Source organism: Streptomyces sp. NPDC041122 (genome assembly GCF_055592445.1).
Genome location: NZ_JBVIYQ010000001.1, coordinates 114,446 through 128,715 on the forward strand (window position 1 = coordinate 114,446; position 14,270 = coordinate 128,715).

Below are 14,270 nucleotides of genomic sequence, written 5' to 3' on the forward strand. Positions count from 1 at the left end.
AACAAACTCACCCGTGCCGAGTATTCCGTGGAGCCACTACGGAAGCGGACTCACGAGGAGAGGTCGACCCGGGCCGCGATCGGCAGATGGTCGCTGCCCGTCTCCGGCAGCGTCCAGGAGGAGACCGGCTCGACGCCCTTGACCATGATCTGGTCGATGCGCGCCATCGGGAACGACGCCGGCCAGCTGAAGCCGAAGCCGTCGCCCGCCGCGCCCTGCGTGGAGCGCATCTGCGAGGTCACGCCGTTCAGCGCGCGGTCGTTCATCGTGCCGTTGAGGTCGCCGAGGAGGATGACCTTGCCGAGCTTCTCGTCGCCGATGGCCTCGCCGAGCGCGTCGGCGCTGTTGTCGCGCTGGTTGGCGGTGAAGCCCGCGTCGAGCTTCACCCGCACCGACGGCAGGTGCGCGACGAAGACGGCGACCCGGCCCTTGGGCGTGTCGACCGTGGTGCGCATCGCGCGGACCCAGCCCAGCTTGATGTCGACGGGCCGGGTGTCGCTCAGCGGGTACTTGCTCCAGAGGCCGACGGTGCCCTTCACCGCGTGGTACTTGTACTCGCCCGCCAGGGCCTTCTCGTACGTCGGGACGGCCGACGCGGTGAGCTCCTCCAGGGCGATCACGTCCGCGCCGGAGGCGACGACGTCCTGGGCGGTGCCGGTCGGGTCGGGGTTGTCCGCGTTCACGTTGTGCGTGGCCACGGTCAGGTCGCCGCCGGTGGCGGACTTGCCGGTGATCAGGCCGCCGAACGAATTGATCCAGATGATCAGCGGAAGGAGCAGGGCGATCAGCGCGGTGGCGGACTTGCGCACCACCGCGATGACGAGCAGCACCGGGATGAGAAACCCGAGCCAGGGCAGGAAGGTCTCGGTCAGGCTGCCGAGGTTGCCCACGTTGTTGGGGATCTGCGCGTGGAAGAGCATCACCAGGGCGAGCAGGACCGCGGCTCCCGCCGTGACCAGCCCGCGCCGCCAGATGCCCGGGTCGTTCCGCCAGCCGTCGAGCAGGCGGCGCAGTCGGGACCCCGGACGGTCGGGACCCGAGCCGTCGCTGCCGGTCTCCGTCATATACGCCTGCGCCATGCTCTCGTCGCCTCACTGCCTGCCGTGCACACCGTCTGTCCCGCCCCTGAAACCCTAGGCGATGATCGGGTGTCGTCCCTGCCGTCCACGACGGCCGTACAGGCTCTCGGACGAACAGGGCGGCGCGGCGGGTTCCGGATCAGCGGGCGAGAGCGCCCTCTGTGACGAAACGCGCACAACCGCGACCGGCCGCCGCCGGGCGTCCGCGCCTCAGCCCGGGGGACGCAGCCCGGCCAGGACGGAGTCGACTATCCGCTCCGCCAGATGGTCGTCGAGCGGCGCGCCGGGCCGCAGGATCGTGCGCACCAGCATGGGGCCCACGAACAGGTCGTTGGCGGTCTCCACGTCGATGTCGGCCCGCATTTCGCCATTGGCGACGCCCCGCCGCAGCACGTCGAGGATCATGCGGCGGCGGGGCGCGACGACCGTCTCCTGGTAAGCCTCCGCGAGCTTGGGCAGGGCCTTCATCTGGGCGAAGACGTTGTGCAGGAGCGCCGAGGAGCGCAGGTTCAGGCCACGCCTGCGCAGGCTCTCCAGGATGCGGACGAGGTCGTCGCGCATCGAGGTTCCCGGCAGCTCGGGGTCGGGCTCCTCGAAGGCGCGCAGCACGTCGACGAAGAGGGACTCCCGGCCGTCCCAGCGCCGGTAGATGGTGGCCTTGCCGACGCCGGCCGTGCGGGCGATGCGCTCGATGGAGAGCTCGGGGAGCGGCACGCCGTCCTCCAGGAGGCGCACCACGCCCTCGATGATCGCCTGTTCCACGGCCTCGCTCCGGGGCCTGCCCCGGGCGGCCCGGGCGGCGGGCACCCCCTTGGCGGTGTCGCCCTGCTCCGCGACCCGCACGCCCTTGTGGACCACGTCGTCACTCCCTCATTCGCGCCGGCTGCCGGGCCGATTCTCCCTCAGCGCCCGGTGGCGCCCACCGGTTCGGCCTTCTCCTGCTCCGGCCCCTCCTCGCGGGGCGGGCGCCCCGGCAGGAAGAGGAAGACGATCAGCGCGCCGATCACGGCGACGCCCGCGCCCCACACCGCCGTGACGTGCATGGCGTGCAGGAACGAGTCGTTGGCGGCGCTCACCAGGGGCTCGCCCTTGGGGCCGAGTTTCGCGGCGACGCCGAGGGTCGCCTCGATGGACTCGCCCGCGGTGTGCCGGAGCCCGGCGGGCAGCACGCTCAGCTTGTCCTCGACGCCGCTGCGGTACGCCGTGGAGAGCACGGAGCCGAGCACCGCGATGCCGAGGGCGCCGCCGACCTGGCGGAAGGTGTTGCTGAGCGCGGAGGCGGAGCCCGCCTTCTCGCGCGGCAGGGCCTGCATGATCACGACGCTGGTGGGCGTCATGATGTGCGCCATGCCGGTGCCCATCAGGAAGAAGACGACTTCCAGGAGCCAGATCGGCGTGTCGGTCTCGAAGAGCGTGAAGGCCGTCAGCATCGCCGCCACCAGGAGCAGTCCCCCGGTGGTCACCGCCCGGACGCCGAAGCGGTCGACGACGAGGCGGGCGCGCGGGGCGAAGATGAGCTGGGCGACGGCCAGCGGCAGCATCAGCAGACCGGTCTCCAGCGGCGAGTAGCCGCGCACGCTCTGGGTGTAGAAGACCGAGAAGAAGGTCACGCCCATGAGGGCGAAGAAGACCAGCGCTATGGCGCAGATCGCCGCCGAGAAGACCCGGTTCTTGAAGTACTTGATGTCGATCGAGGGGTGGTCGCTGCGCTTCTCGTGGAGCACGAAGGCCGCGAGCACGACGACGCCCGCGATGACGGTCCCGAGGACGGCCGGGTCGGTGAAGTCGGCGAGCTGGCCGCCCTTGATGATGCCGTAGACGAGCAGCACCAGGCCGACGACGGAGAGCGCGACGCCGAAGAGGTCGATGCGGCCGGGGTGGGGGTCGCGGGAGTCCGGCACGAGCCAGATCATCAGCGCCAGGGCGATGATCACGATGGGCACGTTGACGAGGAAGACCGAGCCCCACCAGAAGTGGTCGAGCAGCACGCCGCCGGTGATGGGCCCGATCGCGATGGCGAGGCCGACGCCGCCCGCCCAGATGCCGATGGCCTTGGGCTGCTCGTCGCGCTCGAAGACGTTCATCAGGACGGCGAGGGTGGCGGGCATCACGAAGGCCGCGCCCAGGCCCATGATCGCGCGGAACGCGATGAGCTCGGCGGGCGAGCCGGACTCCGCGGCGAGCGCCGAGCCGAGGCCGAAGACGACGAGCCCGGCGAGCAGGACCTTCTTGCGACCGAGCCGGTCGCCGAGGAGTCCCGCGGTGAAGAGCAGACCCGCGAAGACGAGCGTGTAGGCGTTGATCGCCCATTCCAGCTCGCTCTGGGTGGCCCCGAGGCCGGTGGGTTCGGGGGTGGAGATCGTCTTGATGGCGACGTTCAGGATCGAGTTGTCGAGCACCACGATCAGCAGGCTGAGCATCAGCACCCCGAGGATCGCCCACCGGCGCCGGTGCACGGCTTCCGGTATCCGGGAGGGGCTGGGGGTGGAGGGGTCGGGGGAGGACATGCGGTCCAGCGTAGACGCATTTCGATACGAGACCGTCTCGTATTGGAAATGCCTTGGGGTGCGGAAGGGAAAGACTTTGCCCGGGACGAGGGCCGGAAGGAGGACCGTAAGCAGGACCGGCGACGGACTAGCCCCGGAGCGGCACGGGGTGCCACCATGGAGGTGATCCGGGGACGCCGTCAGGGCGCCTCGAGATGACAGAAGGAGCCGTTGCGATGACGCAGCTTTCGGCTGCCCAGACGACCGCCGACGCCCGGCGGAGCCCCGACAGCAGCAAGGCGCTGTACGGCGGCAAGGGCACTCGGCGCATCACTGTGCGCGACATCACCGCCGCCAAGGAACGCGGCGAGAAGTGGCCCATGCTCACCGCCTACGACGCGATGACCGCGTCCGTCTTCGACGAGGCGGGCATCCCCGTCATGCTCGTCGGCGACTCGGCGGGCAACTGCCACCTCGGGTACGAGACGACCGTGCCCGTCACCCTCGACGAGATGACCATGCTGTCGGCCGCGGTCGTACGCGGCACCAGCCGCGCCCTGATCGTCGGCGACCTGCCGTTCGGCTCCTACCAGGAGGGCGCCGTGCAGGCACTGCGGTCGGCGACCCGGCTGGTGAAGGAGGCGGGCGTCGGCGCGGTCAAGCTGGAGGGCGGCGAACGCTCCCTGGCCCAGACCGAGTTGCTGGTCCAGTCCGGCATCCCCGTCATGTCCCACCTCGGCCTGACGCCGCAGTCCGTGAACACCATGGGCTACCGCGTGCAGGGCCGCGGCGACGAGGCGGCGCACCGGCTCCTGAACGACGCCAAGGCGGCGCAGGACGCGGGCGCGTTCGCGGTCGTCCTCGAACTGGTCCCCGAGGAGCTGGCGGCCGAGGTCACCCGCTCCCTGCACATCCCGACCGTCGGGATCGGCGCGGGCGCGGCGTGCGACGCGCAGGTCCTGGTCTGGACGGACATGCTCGGCCTGACCGGCGGCAGGATGCCGCGCTTCGTGAAGCAGTACGCCGATCTGCGGGGCGTGATGTCCGGCGCGGCGAAGGCGTTCGCGGAGGACGTGGTGGGCGGGGCGTTCCCGGCGCCGGAGCACGCGGTGCACTGAGACCGTGGGGGCGGACCGGAATCGGTGGCCGCCCCCCCATTGACCATCGCGGCACCACGGCAGCCCGTCGATTTCCCCCGTCGACGGGCTGTCCGCTTTCCGTTTTCCGCGCGCGGGCGGTTCGGGGCGGGTGCGGCCGCACGGTGCGCTCTGTCCCGCCGCTTCGCGGCGGATTTCCTCCCGCCCACCCAGCCGTTTGCCCCGCACCGCGCGGGACCGTAGGAGCCCCTGCCCTCGTCTGCCGGTGCCGGGCAAACGGGCGGGTGGGCGGGGATACGTCCGCGCGAAGCGGCGGAAGCCCCTACCCGCACCAGGCGGTGCCGGGTGCACGGGCGGGTGGGTGGGATACATCCGCCGCGAAGCGGCGGGACAGGGGCCGCCCCACCACCGGCCGGACCCCTCGTCGGGACCCCGTCGGGACCCTGTCGGCAGGATGTCGGTGGTTTGTCGGTGGCAGCTGGCACCTTATGACGCATGACGCGAATCGACATGAACCCCGGCGGCGCAGGGAGCGCGGTCACCGTAAGGGGACTGGTCAAGCACTACGGCGAGACCAAGGCACTGGACGGCGTGGACCTCGACGTGCGCGAGGGCACCGTGCTCGGCGTGCTCGGGCCCAACGGCGCCGGCAAGACGACCCTCGTACGCTGCCTCTCCACCCTCGTCACTCCGGACTCCGGCACCGCGCTGGTCGCCGGGTACGACGTGTTCCGCCAGCCCCGCCAACTGCGCCGCGTGATAGGCCTGACCGGCCAGTACGCCGCGGTGGACGAGAAGCTGTCGGGGCGCGAGAACCTCTACATGATCGGGCGGCTGCTCGACCTGTCCCGCAAGGAGGCCCGGTCCCGCGCCGACGGCCTGCTCGAGCGGTTCTCGCTCACCGACGCGGCCAAGCGGCCCGCGAGCACGTACTCCGGCGGTATGCGCCGCCGGCTCGACCTCGCGGCGTCCATGATCGGCAGCCCGGCCGTGCTCTACCTGGACGAGCCGACGACCGGCCTGGACCCCCGTACCCGTAACGAGGTGTGGGCCGAGGTCAAGCGGATGGTGGGCGACGGCGTGACCGTACTGCTCACCACGCAGTACATGGAGGAGGCCGAGCAGCTGGCCTCCGAGCTGACCGTCATCGACCGGGGCAAGGTCATCGCCAACGGCGGCATCGAGGAGCTGAAGGCGAAGGTCGGCGGCCGTACGCTGCGGGTCCGCCCGGCCGACCCGCTGGAGCTGCGCCCGCTGGCGAACGCCCTCGACGACCTGGGCCTGACCGGCCTCGCCACCTCGACGGTCGACGTCGAGTCCGGCACGGTCCTCGTCCCGATCCTCAGCGACGAGCAGCTGACCGCCGTGGTCGGCGCGGTCACCGCGCGCGGCATCACGATCGGCTCGATCGCCACCGAACTGCCCAGCCTGGACGAGGTGTTCCTGTCCATCACCGGCCAGAAGGCCAGTGCCCCGCAGGACGCCCGCCCCACCGAGAACGAACTCGAGGAGGTCGCCGTATGAGCGCCACCACTCTCGCGGCCCCCTTCGAGGCGGGCCAGGACGACGCCCGCATCGGCCTGCGCGCCCATGTCCGGCACACCGGCGCCCTGGTCCGCCGCAACCTGCTGTGGATCCGCCAGGACCCGGAGTCGATGTTCGACGCCGTCCTCATGCCGATCGTCTTCACCCTGCTCTTCGTCTACGTCTTCGGCGGCTCCATCGGGCAGGCGCTCGGCGGCGGCCAGGACCAGTACGTGCAGTACGTGGTGCCCGGCATGATGGCGATGATGAGCATGAACATCGCCATGGCGGTCGGCACCGGCTTCAACCAGGACTTCCAGAACGGCATCATGGACCGCTTCCGGACCCTGCCGATCGGCCAGGGCTCGGTCCTCTTCGCCAAGATCGTGGTGGAGCTGATGCGGCTGCTCATCGCGACGACGATCATGATGATCGTCGGTGTCCTGGTGGGCTTCGACATCACCAACTGGGGTGGTCTGCTCGCCGCCGTGGGCCTCTCCGCGCTGTTCGGCACGTCCATCATGTGGATCTTCCTGGTGCTCGGCGTCGCGATGAAGAGCGCCCAGTCGGTGCAGGCGATGGGCTTTCTGGTCCTGATGCCGCTGCAGTTCGGCTCGTCGATCTTCGCGCCGACGCAGTCGATGCCCGGCTGGCTGCAGGGCTTCACCGACTACAACCCGCTCTCCTCGCTCGCGGACTCCGCGCGCGGTCTGATGGTCGGCGGCCCGGTCGCCCACGACCTGTGGGTGACGGTCGGCTGGTCGGTGGCGCTCACGCTGGTGATGGCGCCGATCGCGATCCACAAGTTCCGCACGAAGAACTGACGGGTCCGCACGAAGAACTGACCCGCGACGTCACAGGGTGCACAGGGCGGCGGCCTCCTCCAGGGAGAGCCCGCCGCCCTGTGCGTACGCCGCCTCGTACGCGTCGGCGCCGAGCGCGGCCCGTGCCTGCCGCTCCGCGCCCTCCCGGATCTCCCGCTCCATCGTGTTCGCGACGTGCCACGGCGGCAGCTCGCGGTCGGCGGTCCCGAGCAGCCGCGCCGCGTCCCGGGCGCGGGCGGCGTCGGCGGCCGAGAGGGCGAGGGCCGTGATCCACAGATGGACGGAGACCATGTTCGGGGCGACCATCCGCGACAGCGGGTCGAGCGCCTTGTCGAAGGCGGTGCGCGCCCTGCCGACGCTCTCCTCGTACCGGCCGTCCAGGGTGTCGATCCAGGCCCCGATACCGAGCACCGAGCCTTCGAAGACCGCGAAGCCGATGGCGCTGAACTCCTGGCCCAGCAGGCGGAGTTGCTTGCGCGCCTCGGCGAAGCGGCCGGTGCGGCCGAGCGCGATGGCGAGGAAGAGCCGGGCGGCGGGCATGGCCTCGCCCGCGTGGTGGCGGCCGGGGTTGGCGATGATCTCCCGCAGCATCGCCTCGCCCCGCTCGAAGTCCTCCCGCCGCTCCGGCGCGTCCGTCATGAGCGAGCCGAGGCGGGCCTTGAGCAGGGCCACCTGGGCCTGCGCGCCGAGCTGCTCGGCGTGGTCGACGGCGGACCAGAAGTCCTCTGCGGCCAGGGCCAGTTCACCGCGCCGCTCGCGCGCCTCGCCGCGCGCGGAGAGCGCCTCGGCGACCCCCCACACGTCGCCGAGCTCCTGGAACACCCGCAGCGCCTCGTCCGCGTCACGGATGGCGTCGCCGGCCCAGTCGGTGCGGTTGGCGAGCATGTTGGCCCGCATCTGCAGGGCCGCGGCGAGCTCCCAGGCGAGGCCCAGTTCGCGGCAGGCGGCGACGGTCTCGTCGACGGAGACGCGCAGCGCGTCCATGTCGCCGCCGAGGAGCACGGCGAAGAACCAGAGGTTGCCGGGGGCCCGACAGGTCTGCGGGAGGCCGGGGCGGTAGGCGGTCCGGATGCCGCGCAGCTTCTCCTCGGCGGCCGGGGTCTGCCACAGTCCCACCGCGTCCATGTCCATGCAGGCCAGATGGAGCAGATGCACCTCGCGGCGGGCCTCCTGAAGGACCTCGGGGCGCATCGGCGGGGGCGCGGCCGTGCACGGCTCGTACAGCGGGGGCGCGGGGGCGACGGGCGGGGCGAAGGGGTCGGGGCCGAGGGCCATGGTCTCGCGGGACCAGGTGCGGGTCTCCAGGCGCAGGCCGCGGATCTGCCAGTACCAGGAGAGGGAGAGGACGAGGCAGAGCGCCTCGTCCTCGTCGCGGGCGGCGATCGCGTGCCGCAGGGCGGTGCGCAGGTTCTCGTACTCGGTCTCGAGCCGCTCCACGGCGGCGCGCTGGCCGCGGCCGCGCAGCTCCGGGTCGGTGGTTCTCGCGACCTCGCGGTAGTGCACGAGGTGCGCGCGTCCCGCGGCGGCCCGGTCGCCCGCCTCGTCGAGGCGCTCGCCCGCGTACTCCGCGACGGTCTCCAGGAGCCGGTAGCGCATACCGCCGCCGGTCTCCGGCGAAGGGGCCGCCACGACCAGGGACTTGTCGACGAGCGAGCCGAGCAGATCGGCGACGTCGTGGCCGCTCCCGGCGGCGGCGCAGACGTCCTCCGCGGCGGTCAGGTCGCAGCCGCCCGCGAAGACCGAGAGGCGCCGCAGGACGGTGCGCTCGGCCTCGTCGAGCAGTTCCCAGGACCAGTCGACGACCGCGCGCAGGGTCTGCTGGCGGGGCAGGACGGTACGGGCGCCGCTGGTGAGCAGCCGGAAGCGGTCGTCCAGGCGGTCGGCGATCTGGCGCGGCGTGAGCATCCGCAGGCGGGCGGCGGCCAGTTCGATGGCGAGCGGCAGACCGTCCAGTCTGCGGCAGATCTCGGCGGCGGCCGCCGGGTCCGCGTCGACGGTGAAGCCGGGCCGCGCGGCGGCGCCCCGCTCGGCGAAGAGCCGCAGCGCGACGGGTTCGGGCAGCGGCTCGACGGGGCGCAGCGACTCGCCCGGTACGCCGAGGGGTTCGCGGCTGGTGGCGAGGATGGTGAGGCCCGGGCAGCGGGAGAGGAGCTCGTCGGCGAGGCGGGCGGCCGCGTCGATGACGTGCTCGCAGTTGTCGAGGACGATCAGCATGCGGCGGGCGGCGCAGTGCTCGACGAGGCGGGCGAGGGGGTGTTCGCCCTGCCGCTCCGAGATGACCCGCATCTCCTCGGCACCGGCGCCGCGCAGCACGGTCTCGCGGGCGCCGAGCGCGGTGAGGACGGCGGCGGGGACGTCGTCGGGGTCCTCGACGGGGGCGAGTTCGGCGAGCCAGACGCCGTCGGGGAGGCCGGCGGCGACGGCCTCGGCGGCCTCCTGCGAGAGCCGGGTCTTGCCGGCGCCGCCGGGTCCGAGCAGCGTGACGAGACGGGAGCGGCCGAGGTCGCCGCGCAGCGCGTCGATGTCGGCCTCGCGGCCGACGAAGGAGGTGAGCCGGGCGCGCAGGTTGCCCGGCACCCGGGGCGGCGTGGGGGCGGCGGTGGCCCCCCGCAGCAACTCCTCGTGCAGGGCGCGCAGTTCGGGGCCCGGGTCGGCGCCGAGCCGGTCCGCGATGTCGTGGCGCACCCGCTCGTACGCGTCGAGGGCCTCCGCAGGACGTCCGGTGTCGCGCAGCGCGCGCAGCCGCAGGGCCTGCAGGGGCTCGTCGAGGGGGTGGGCGTCGCAGAGCTCGACGAGCTCGGGCAGGACCTGTTCCGCCCGGCCGAGGGCGAGGGCGGCGGCGGCCCCGGCGCGCCGGGCGTCGAGGCGGCGGGCGTCCCAGCGGGCCCGGTCGGCGCTGCGTTCGGGCAGGTCGGCGAGGGGCTCGCCGGTCCACAGGGCGAGCGCGTCGGCCAGGACGACGGCGGCCTTCGCGGCGTCGCCGTCGGCCAGCGCGCGGCAGCCCTCGCCGACCAGGCGGTCGAAGCGGAAGACGTCCACGTCGTCGGGGCGCGCGTCGAGCCGGTAGCCGCCGTCCACCGAGGCGACGGCGTCCGCGCCGAGGGCCCTGCGGAGCCGGCCGACCAGCGCCTGCAGCGCGCCCGTCGCGTCGGTGGGCGGCTCGTCGGCCCACACGTCGTCGACGAGGGCCGGGGCGGGGACGGTGTGGCCCGCCCGGAGGGCGAGGGCCGTCAGCAGGGCGCGCAGGCGTGCGCCGCCGACGGAAACGGGGGTTCCGTCGGGGCGGACAGCTCGGGTCGGCCCTAGGACGCGGTAACGCACCGGCCCATTGTCCCTGCCGCGGGGCGGATCGGGTGGGGCGGGTGTTCGGGCGGGCCGGCACCCGGAACCCGCGCCCCGCCGCGCGACGTTCTCACCGTGTGCCATCGGTACGGCCGGGTGCGCCCGGTACGGTCGGGCACTCCAGGCCGTCGGACCCCAGGAGCCCCACCCCATGACCACCGCCCCCATCCGCCGCAGCGACCGGCGGATCAGCCCCGTCTTCCTGGGGATCGCCGCCGTGGCGGCGGTCTCCGGCTGGGCCGCCTGGACCGGCTTCGCCGACCACCCCGGAGTCGCCGTCTTCCTCTTCGTGACGGCCGCCTGGATCGTCTCGCTCTGCCTGCACGAGTACGCGCACGCCCGTACCGCCCTGCACAGCGGCGACATCTCCATCGGCGCGAAGGGGTATCTGACCCTCAACCCGCTCGCCTACACCCATGCCCTGCTCAGCATCGTGCTGCCCGTACTGTTCGTGATCATGGGCGGCATCGGTCTGCCCGGCGGCGCGGTCTTCATCGAGCGGGGCCGGATCCGGGGCCGCTGGAAGCACAGCCTGATCTCGGCCGCGGGCCCGCTCACGAACGTGCTCTTCGCGGTGGTCTGCACGGCACCGTTCTGGCTCGGCGCCCTCGACGGCGTCCCGGCCGCGTTCCGCTACGCGCTCGCGTTCCTCGCGCTGCTCCAAGTGACCGCGGCGATCCTGAACTTCCTGCCCGTCCCCGGCCTGGACGGCTACGGCGTGATCGAGCCCTGGCTCTCGCCCGGGGTGCGCCGCCAGGTGGAGCCGTTCGCCCCGTTCGGTCTGCTCGCGGTCTTCGCCGTGCTGTGGATCCCGGAGATCAACCACACGTTCTTCGACGCGGTGGACGCGATCCTGCGCGGCCTGGGTGTCGACGAGTGGGACACCTCGTGGGGCCACTCGCTGTACAAGTTCTGGGACGGCTCCCAGGAGGTTCCTCCGCCGCCGGGGCTCAGTTCGTAGGCGTCGCGGACGGCGCGGTGGCCGCCGCGCCGCGCAGCGCGTCCCGCTGCGCCTTGGCCCGGCGCAGATAGAACCAGGCCATGTTCGACGACAGGCCCGCGAGCAGCACCCACACGACGCCGAGCCAGCTGCCCTGTACGAAGGAGATCACGGCCGCGGCGACGGCGAGGGCGCAGACGACGAGGGCGTACACGGCGAGGCGGGGCATGGGGGTCGGCTCCTGTCGAGTGAGGCGTGCGGCGGGCGTACCCGTGACGGGATGGCACGTGACGGGCGTACCCGTCCAGTGTCCCCCATGCCCGCCGCGCCGCCGCACGCGTCCCCGAAGGGCCGCCGCGCGGCCCCCCGCACGGCCTCCTACACGTCGGTGACCCGGAGCCCCGCGTGCGCCTTGTAGCGGCGGTTGACGGAGATCAGGTTGGCGACCAGCGACTCGACCTGGTGGGCGTTGCGCAGCCGGCCGGCGAAGACGCCGCGCATGCCGGGGATGCGCCCGGCGAGCGCCTGCACCAGGTCGGTGTCGGCGCGGCTCTCGCCGAGGACCATGACGTCGGTGTCGATCTCCTCGACGTCGGGGTTCTGGAGGAGGACGGCCGAGAGGTGGTGGAAGGCGGCCGTGACGCGGGAGTCCGGCAGCAGGGCGGCCGCCTGTTCGGCGGCGCTGCCCTCCTCGGGCTTGAGGGCGTACGCGCCCTTCTTGTCGAAGCCGAGCGGGTTCACGCAGTCGACGACGAGCTTGCCGGCCAGCTCCTCGCGCAGCGCTTCGAGGGTCTTGCCGTGGCCGTCCCACGGCACGGCGACGATCACGATGTCGCTGCGCCGCGCGCACTCCGCGTTCTCGGCGCCCTCGACGCCGAGCCCCAGCTCCTCGGCGGCGGTCCTGGCCCGCTCGGCGGCGCGGGAGCCGATGATCACCTTCTGTCCTGCGCGGGCGAGCCGGTAGGCGAGGCCGCGGCCCTGGTCGCCGGTGCCGCCGAGGACGCCGACGACGAGCCCGGACACGTCCGGCAGCTCCCGGGGGTCCTTGGCCGGGGCCTTGGCGGGCGCCTTCTCCGAGGCGTTCTGCGCACTGTCTGTAGAGGTCATGGGGCGACCTTACTCATCGGTCGCGCCGGTCAGGCAGGTCACCGGGATGCGCCGGAAGGTGAGGGTCTCGTACGTGCCGAAGTCCCCCGTCTCGTAGAGCAGTCCGACGGTCTCCGCGTCGACGCGCACCAGGTCGGAGTAGGCGGCGGGGAGTCCGTCGACCGTGTGGACGGGCCGCCAGGTGGTGCCGCCGTCGGTGGAGCGGCGCACGGTCATCAGCGCGCGGGAGCCGGGGTCGGCGGGGCCGGAGAAGAGGAGCTCGTCCGGGTCGCGGAGCTGCAGCACGCAGCCCTCGACGACGGGGCCGGTGAGCGAGGCCTGCGGGCGGAAGGGCTTGGTGAGGCTCTCGCCGCCGTCGGACGAGCGGGCGTCGGCGCGGTTGCCGGGGGACGGGGAGTCGTTGCGGGTGTTGAAGTAGAGCGTGCCGTCGGGGAGTTCGGCGGCGGTGGTCTCGTTCACGTTGACGTAGCCGTCGGTGTTGTCGTCGACGTAGCCGATCCGCCAGGTCTCCCCGTCGTCGTCGCTGAGCAGGCAGTGCCCGCCGTTGTACTTGCCCTCGGTGCCGTTGTCCGCTCCGGACGGCGGCAGGGAGTGGTTGGCGGGGACCACGACGCGGCCGGTGCGGCCCTCGTGCTCGCCGGCCAGCCGCAGGGCGTGCCCCGGCGTGGTCGCGTACCACCGCCACGCGGGCCGCTTGACCTGCCCGGTGATCTCGCGCGGCGCGGACCAGGTGAGGCCGTCGTCGTCGCTGTGCTGGACCCAGACGCGGCGCCCGTCGGCCGCGGAGACGGTGCCGCGGCGGATGGCGTCCTCGGTGGCCTCGGCGGCGTTCCTGACCTGGACGAGGAGGACGCGTCCCGTGCCGAGGACGACGGGGGCGGGGTTGCCCGCGAGGTCGGTGCCGTTGCGGCCGACGGCCTGGAGCGGGCCCCAGGTGCGGCCGCCGTCGGCGGAGCGCTTGAGGACGATGTCGATGTGGCCGGAGTCCGCCTGGGAGCCGACGCGGCCCTCGCAGAAGGCGAGGACGGTACCGGAGGCGGTGGTGACGACGGCCGGGATGCGGAAGCTCGCGTAGCCCTCGCGGCCGGCCCGGAAGGGAACAGACGTCTCAAAGGTCATCCCCTGGCCTTCCCCGCTCCGGGGGAATTCGCGGTGAACTCCGGGCCAAGAGTGGCCCGTTGGGGCAGGATGCGACGCCATGGACGCCGTACGGGTCGCGCTGCTGCGCGAAGTGCTCGCCGGGACCGAGTGGCTCGGCGCCACCCGCCGCTTCGCGGGGACGCTGCGGTCCTCCGTCGTGCCGCACGGCGGCGGGCTGCTCCTGGTCGGCACGGCGGCGTACGAACCGTGGCACCTGGCCGCGCATCTGGTGGACGAGGCCGCCTGGTCCGGCACCCCGGAGCTCGCCCCGACGCTGGTCCGCCACCGGGTGCTGGCCGCGGATCCGGCCCATCTGTCGACCGGGCTCGGCCGGATCGAGGCGGCGCGGCGCGGCGAGACGCTGCTCGTGGTGGCGCCGGACGCGCCGGACGCGGAGCTGCTCACCCGGGTGCACGACGCGCGCCGGGCCGGGACGACGGTCCTCGCGCTCGGCTCCGGCGACCGCGACCTGGCCGCCCTGGCGCACGAGGCGCTCGCCGTGCCGCAGACGCCCGACCTGGACCTCGACACGGTCCAGCATCTGGTGAGCGCGGCGGCCGGTGAGAACGCGCTGCCGCAGCCGCGCGGCCGCCGACGCCTGCGCGACCGCCTGTCCCGCCTCGCCGACCAGCTGACGTCGCCCCCGCCGACGCGGTGGTGACGGACACCGCGCCCCGCCCCACTCCGCCCTACCCCGGCCTGGCGAAATTCGGTTGCCCGCTCCGGCCGTC

Annotated in this window: 12 protein-coding genes; 5 read left to right on the forward strand and 7 right to left on the reverse strand. The window is 73.1% G+C overall.

Going from position 1 to position 14,270, the window contains the following annotated elements:
- Positions 1-50 precede the first annotated feature (50 nt).
- The 3 genes from ACZ6B8_RS00495 to ACZ6B8_RS00505 form a co-directional block, all read right to left on the reverse strand.
- Entirely contained in the window at positions 51-1,079 is a 1,029-nt protein-coding gene (locus ACZ6B8_RS00495; protein ID WP_471074944.1) for an endonuclease/exonuclease/phosphatase family protein, read from the reverse strand.
- Between the two features lie 210 nt (positions 1,080-1,289).
- Positions 1,290-1,886, reverse strand: a complete 597-nt coding sequence (locus ACZ6B8_RS00500) for a TetR/AcrR family transcriptional regulator (RefSeq protein WP_471076440.1) — start codon at positions 1,884-1,886, stop codon at positions 1,290-1,292.
- Positions 1,887-1,981: 95 nt separating this feature from the next.
- Entirely contained in the window at positions 1,982-3,586 is a 1,605-nt protein-coding gene (locus tag ACZ6B8_RS00505) for an MFS transporter (RefSeq protein ID WP_471074942.1), read from the reverse strand.
- A gap of 215 nt (positions 3,587-3,801) precedes the next feature.
- Here ACZ6B8_RS00505 and panB point away from each other — a divergent pair, with 215 nt between their 5' ends.
- The 3 genes from panB (at position 3,802) to ACZ6B8_RS00520 (ending at position 7,010) form a co-directional block, all read left to right on the forward strand.
- Positions 3,802-4,683 (forward strand): 3-methyl-2-oxobutanoate hydroxymethyltransferase, encoded by an 882-nt coding sequence (gene panB / locus ACZ6B8_RS00510; RefSeq protein ID WP_471074940.1) that lies wholly within the window; start codon positions 3,802-3,804, stop codon positions 4,681-4,683.
- Between the two features lie 474 nt (positions 4,684-5,157).
- A complete protein-coding gene (locus ACZ6B8_RS00515) occupies positions 5,158-6,186 on the forward strand; it encodes an ATP-binding cassette domain-containing protein (RefSeq protein ID WP_471074938.1) in 1,029 nt (342 codons plus the stop codon).
- Positions 6,183-7,010 (forward strand): ABC transporter permease, encoded by an 828-nt coding sequence (locus tag ACZ6B8_RS00520; RefSeq protein WP_471074936.1) that lies wholly within the window; start codon positions 6,183-6,185, stop codon positions 7,008-7,010. The genes ACZ6B8_RS00515 and ACZ6B8_RS00520 overlap by 4 nt, the downstream gene beginning before the upstream one ends.
- Before the next feature lie 30 nt (positions 7,011-7,040).
- On the opposite strand, the gene ACZ6B8_RS00525 is transcribed toward ACZ6B8_RS00520, so the two are convergent.
- Positions 7,041-10,331: an ATP-binding protein gene (locus ACZ6B8_RS00525; RefSeq protein ID WP_471605835.1), complete on the reverse strand. Its 3,291-nt coding sequence runs from the start codon at positions 10,329-10,331 to the stop codon at positions 7,041-7,043.
- A 172-nt stretch (positions 10,332-10,503) separates the two neighbouring features.
- On the opposite strand from ACZ6B8_RS00525, the gene ACZ6B8_RS00530 reads away from it, so the two are divergent.
- Positions 10,504-11,313, forward strand: coding sequence for a site-2 protease family protein (locus ACZ6B8_RS00530; protein ID WP_471074932.1), 810 nt, complete (start codon positions 10,504-10,506; stop codon positions 11,311-11,313).
- On the opposite strand, the gene ACZ6B8_RS00535 is transcribed toward ACZ6B8_RS00530, so the two are convergent.
- From ACZ6B8_RS00535 to ACZ6B8_RS00545, 3 genes are all read right to left on the reverse strand, one after another.
- On the reverse strand, positions 11,303-11,521 hold the full coding sequence (locus ACZ6B8_RS00535; RefSeq protein WP_471074930.1) for a hypothetical protein: 219 nt from the start codon (positions 11,519-11,521) through the stop codon (positions 11,303-11,305). The genes ACZ6B8_RS00530 and ACZ6B8_RS00535 overlap by 11 nt on opposite strands.
- A 149-nt stretch (positions 11,522-11,670) precedes the next feature.
- Positions 11,671-12,399, reverse strand: coding sequence for an NADPH-dependent F420 reductase (gene npdG, locus ACZ6B8_RS00540; RefSeq protein WP_471074928.1), 729 nt, complete (start codon positions 12,397-12,399; stop codon positions 11,671-11,673).
- A 9-nt stretch (positions 12,400-12,408) separates the two neighbouring features.
- Entirely contained in the window at positions 12,409-13,518 is a 1,110-nt protein-coding gene (locus tag ACZ6B8_RS00545; RefSeq protein WP_471605836.1) for a sialidase family protein, read from the reverse strand.
- 79 nt (positions 13,519-13,597) lie between these two features.
- Between ACZ6B8_RS00545 and ACZ6B8_RS00550 the strand changes: the two genes are divergently transcribed.
- The gene (locus tag ACZ6B8_RS00550) at positions 13,598-14,200 is read left to right on the forward strand and encodes a hypothetical protein (protein WP_471074924.1); all 603 of its coding nucleotides are present in this window, start codon (positions 13,598-13,600) and stop codon (positions 14,198-14,200) included.
- Positions 14,201-14,270: the final 70 nt, after the last annotated feature.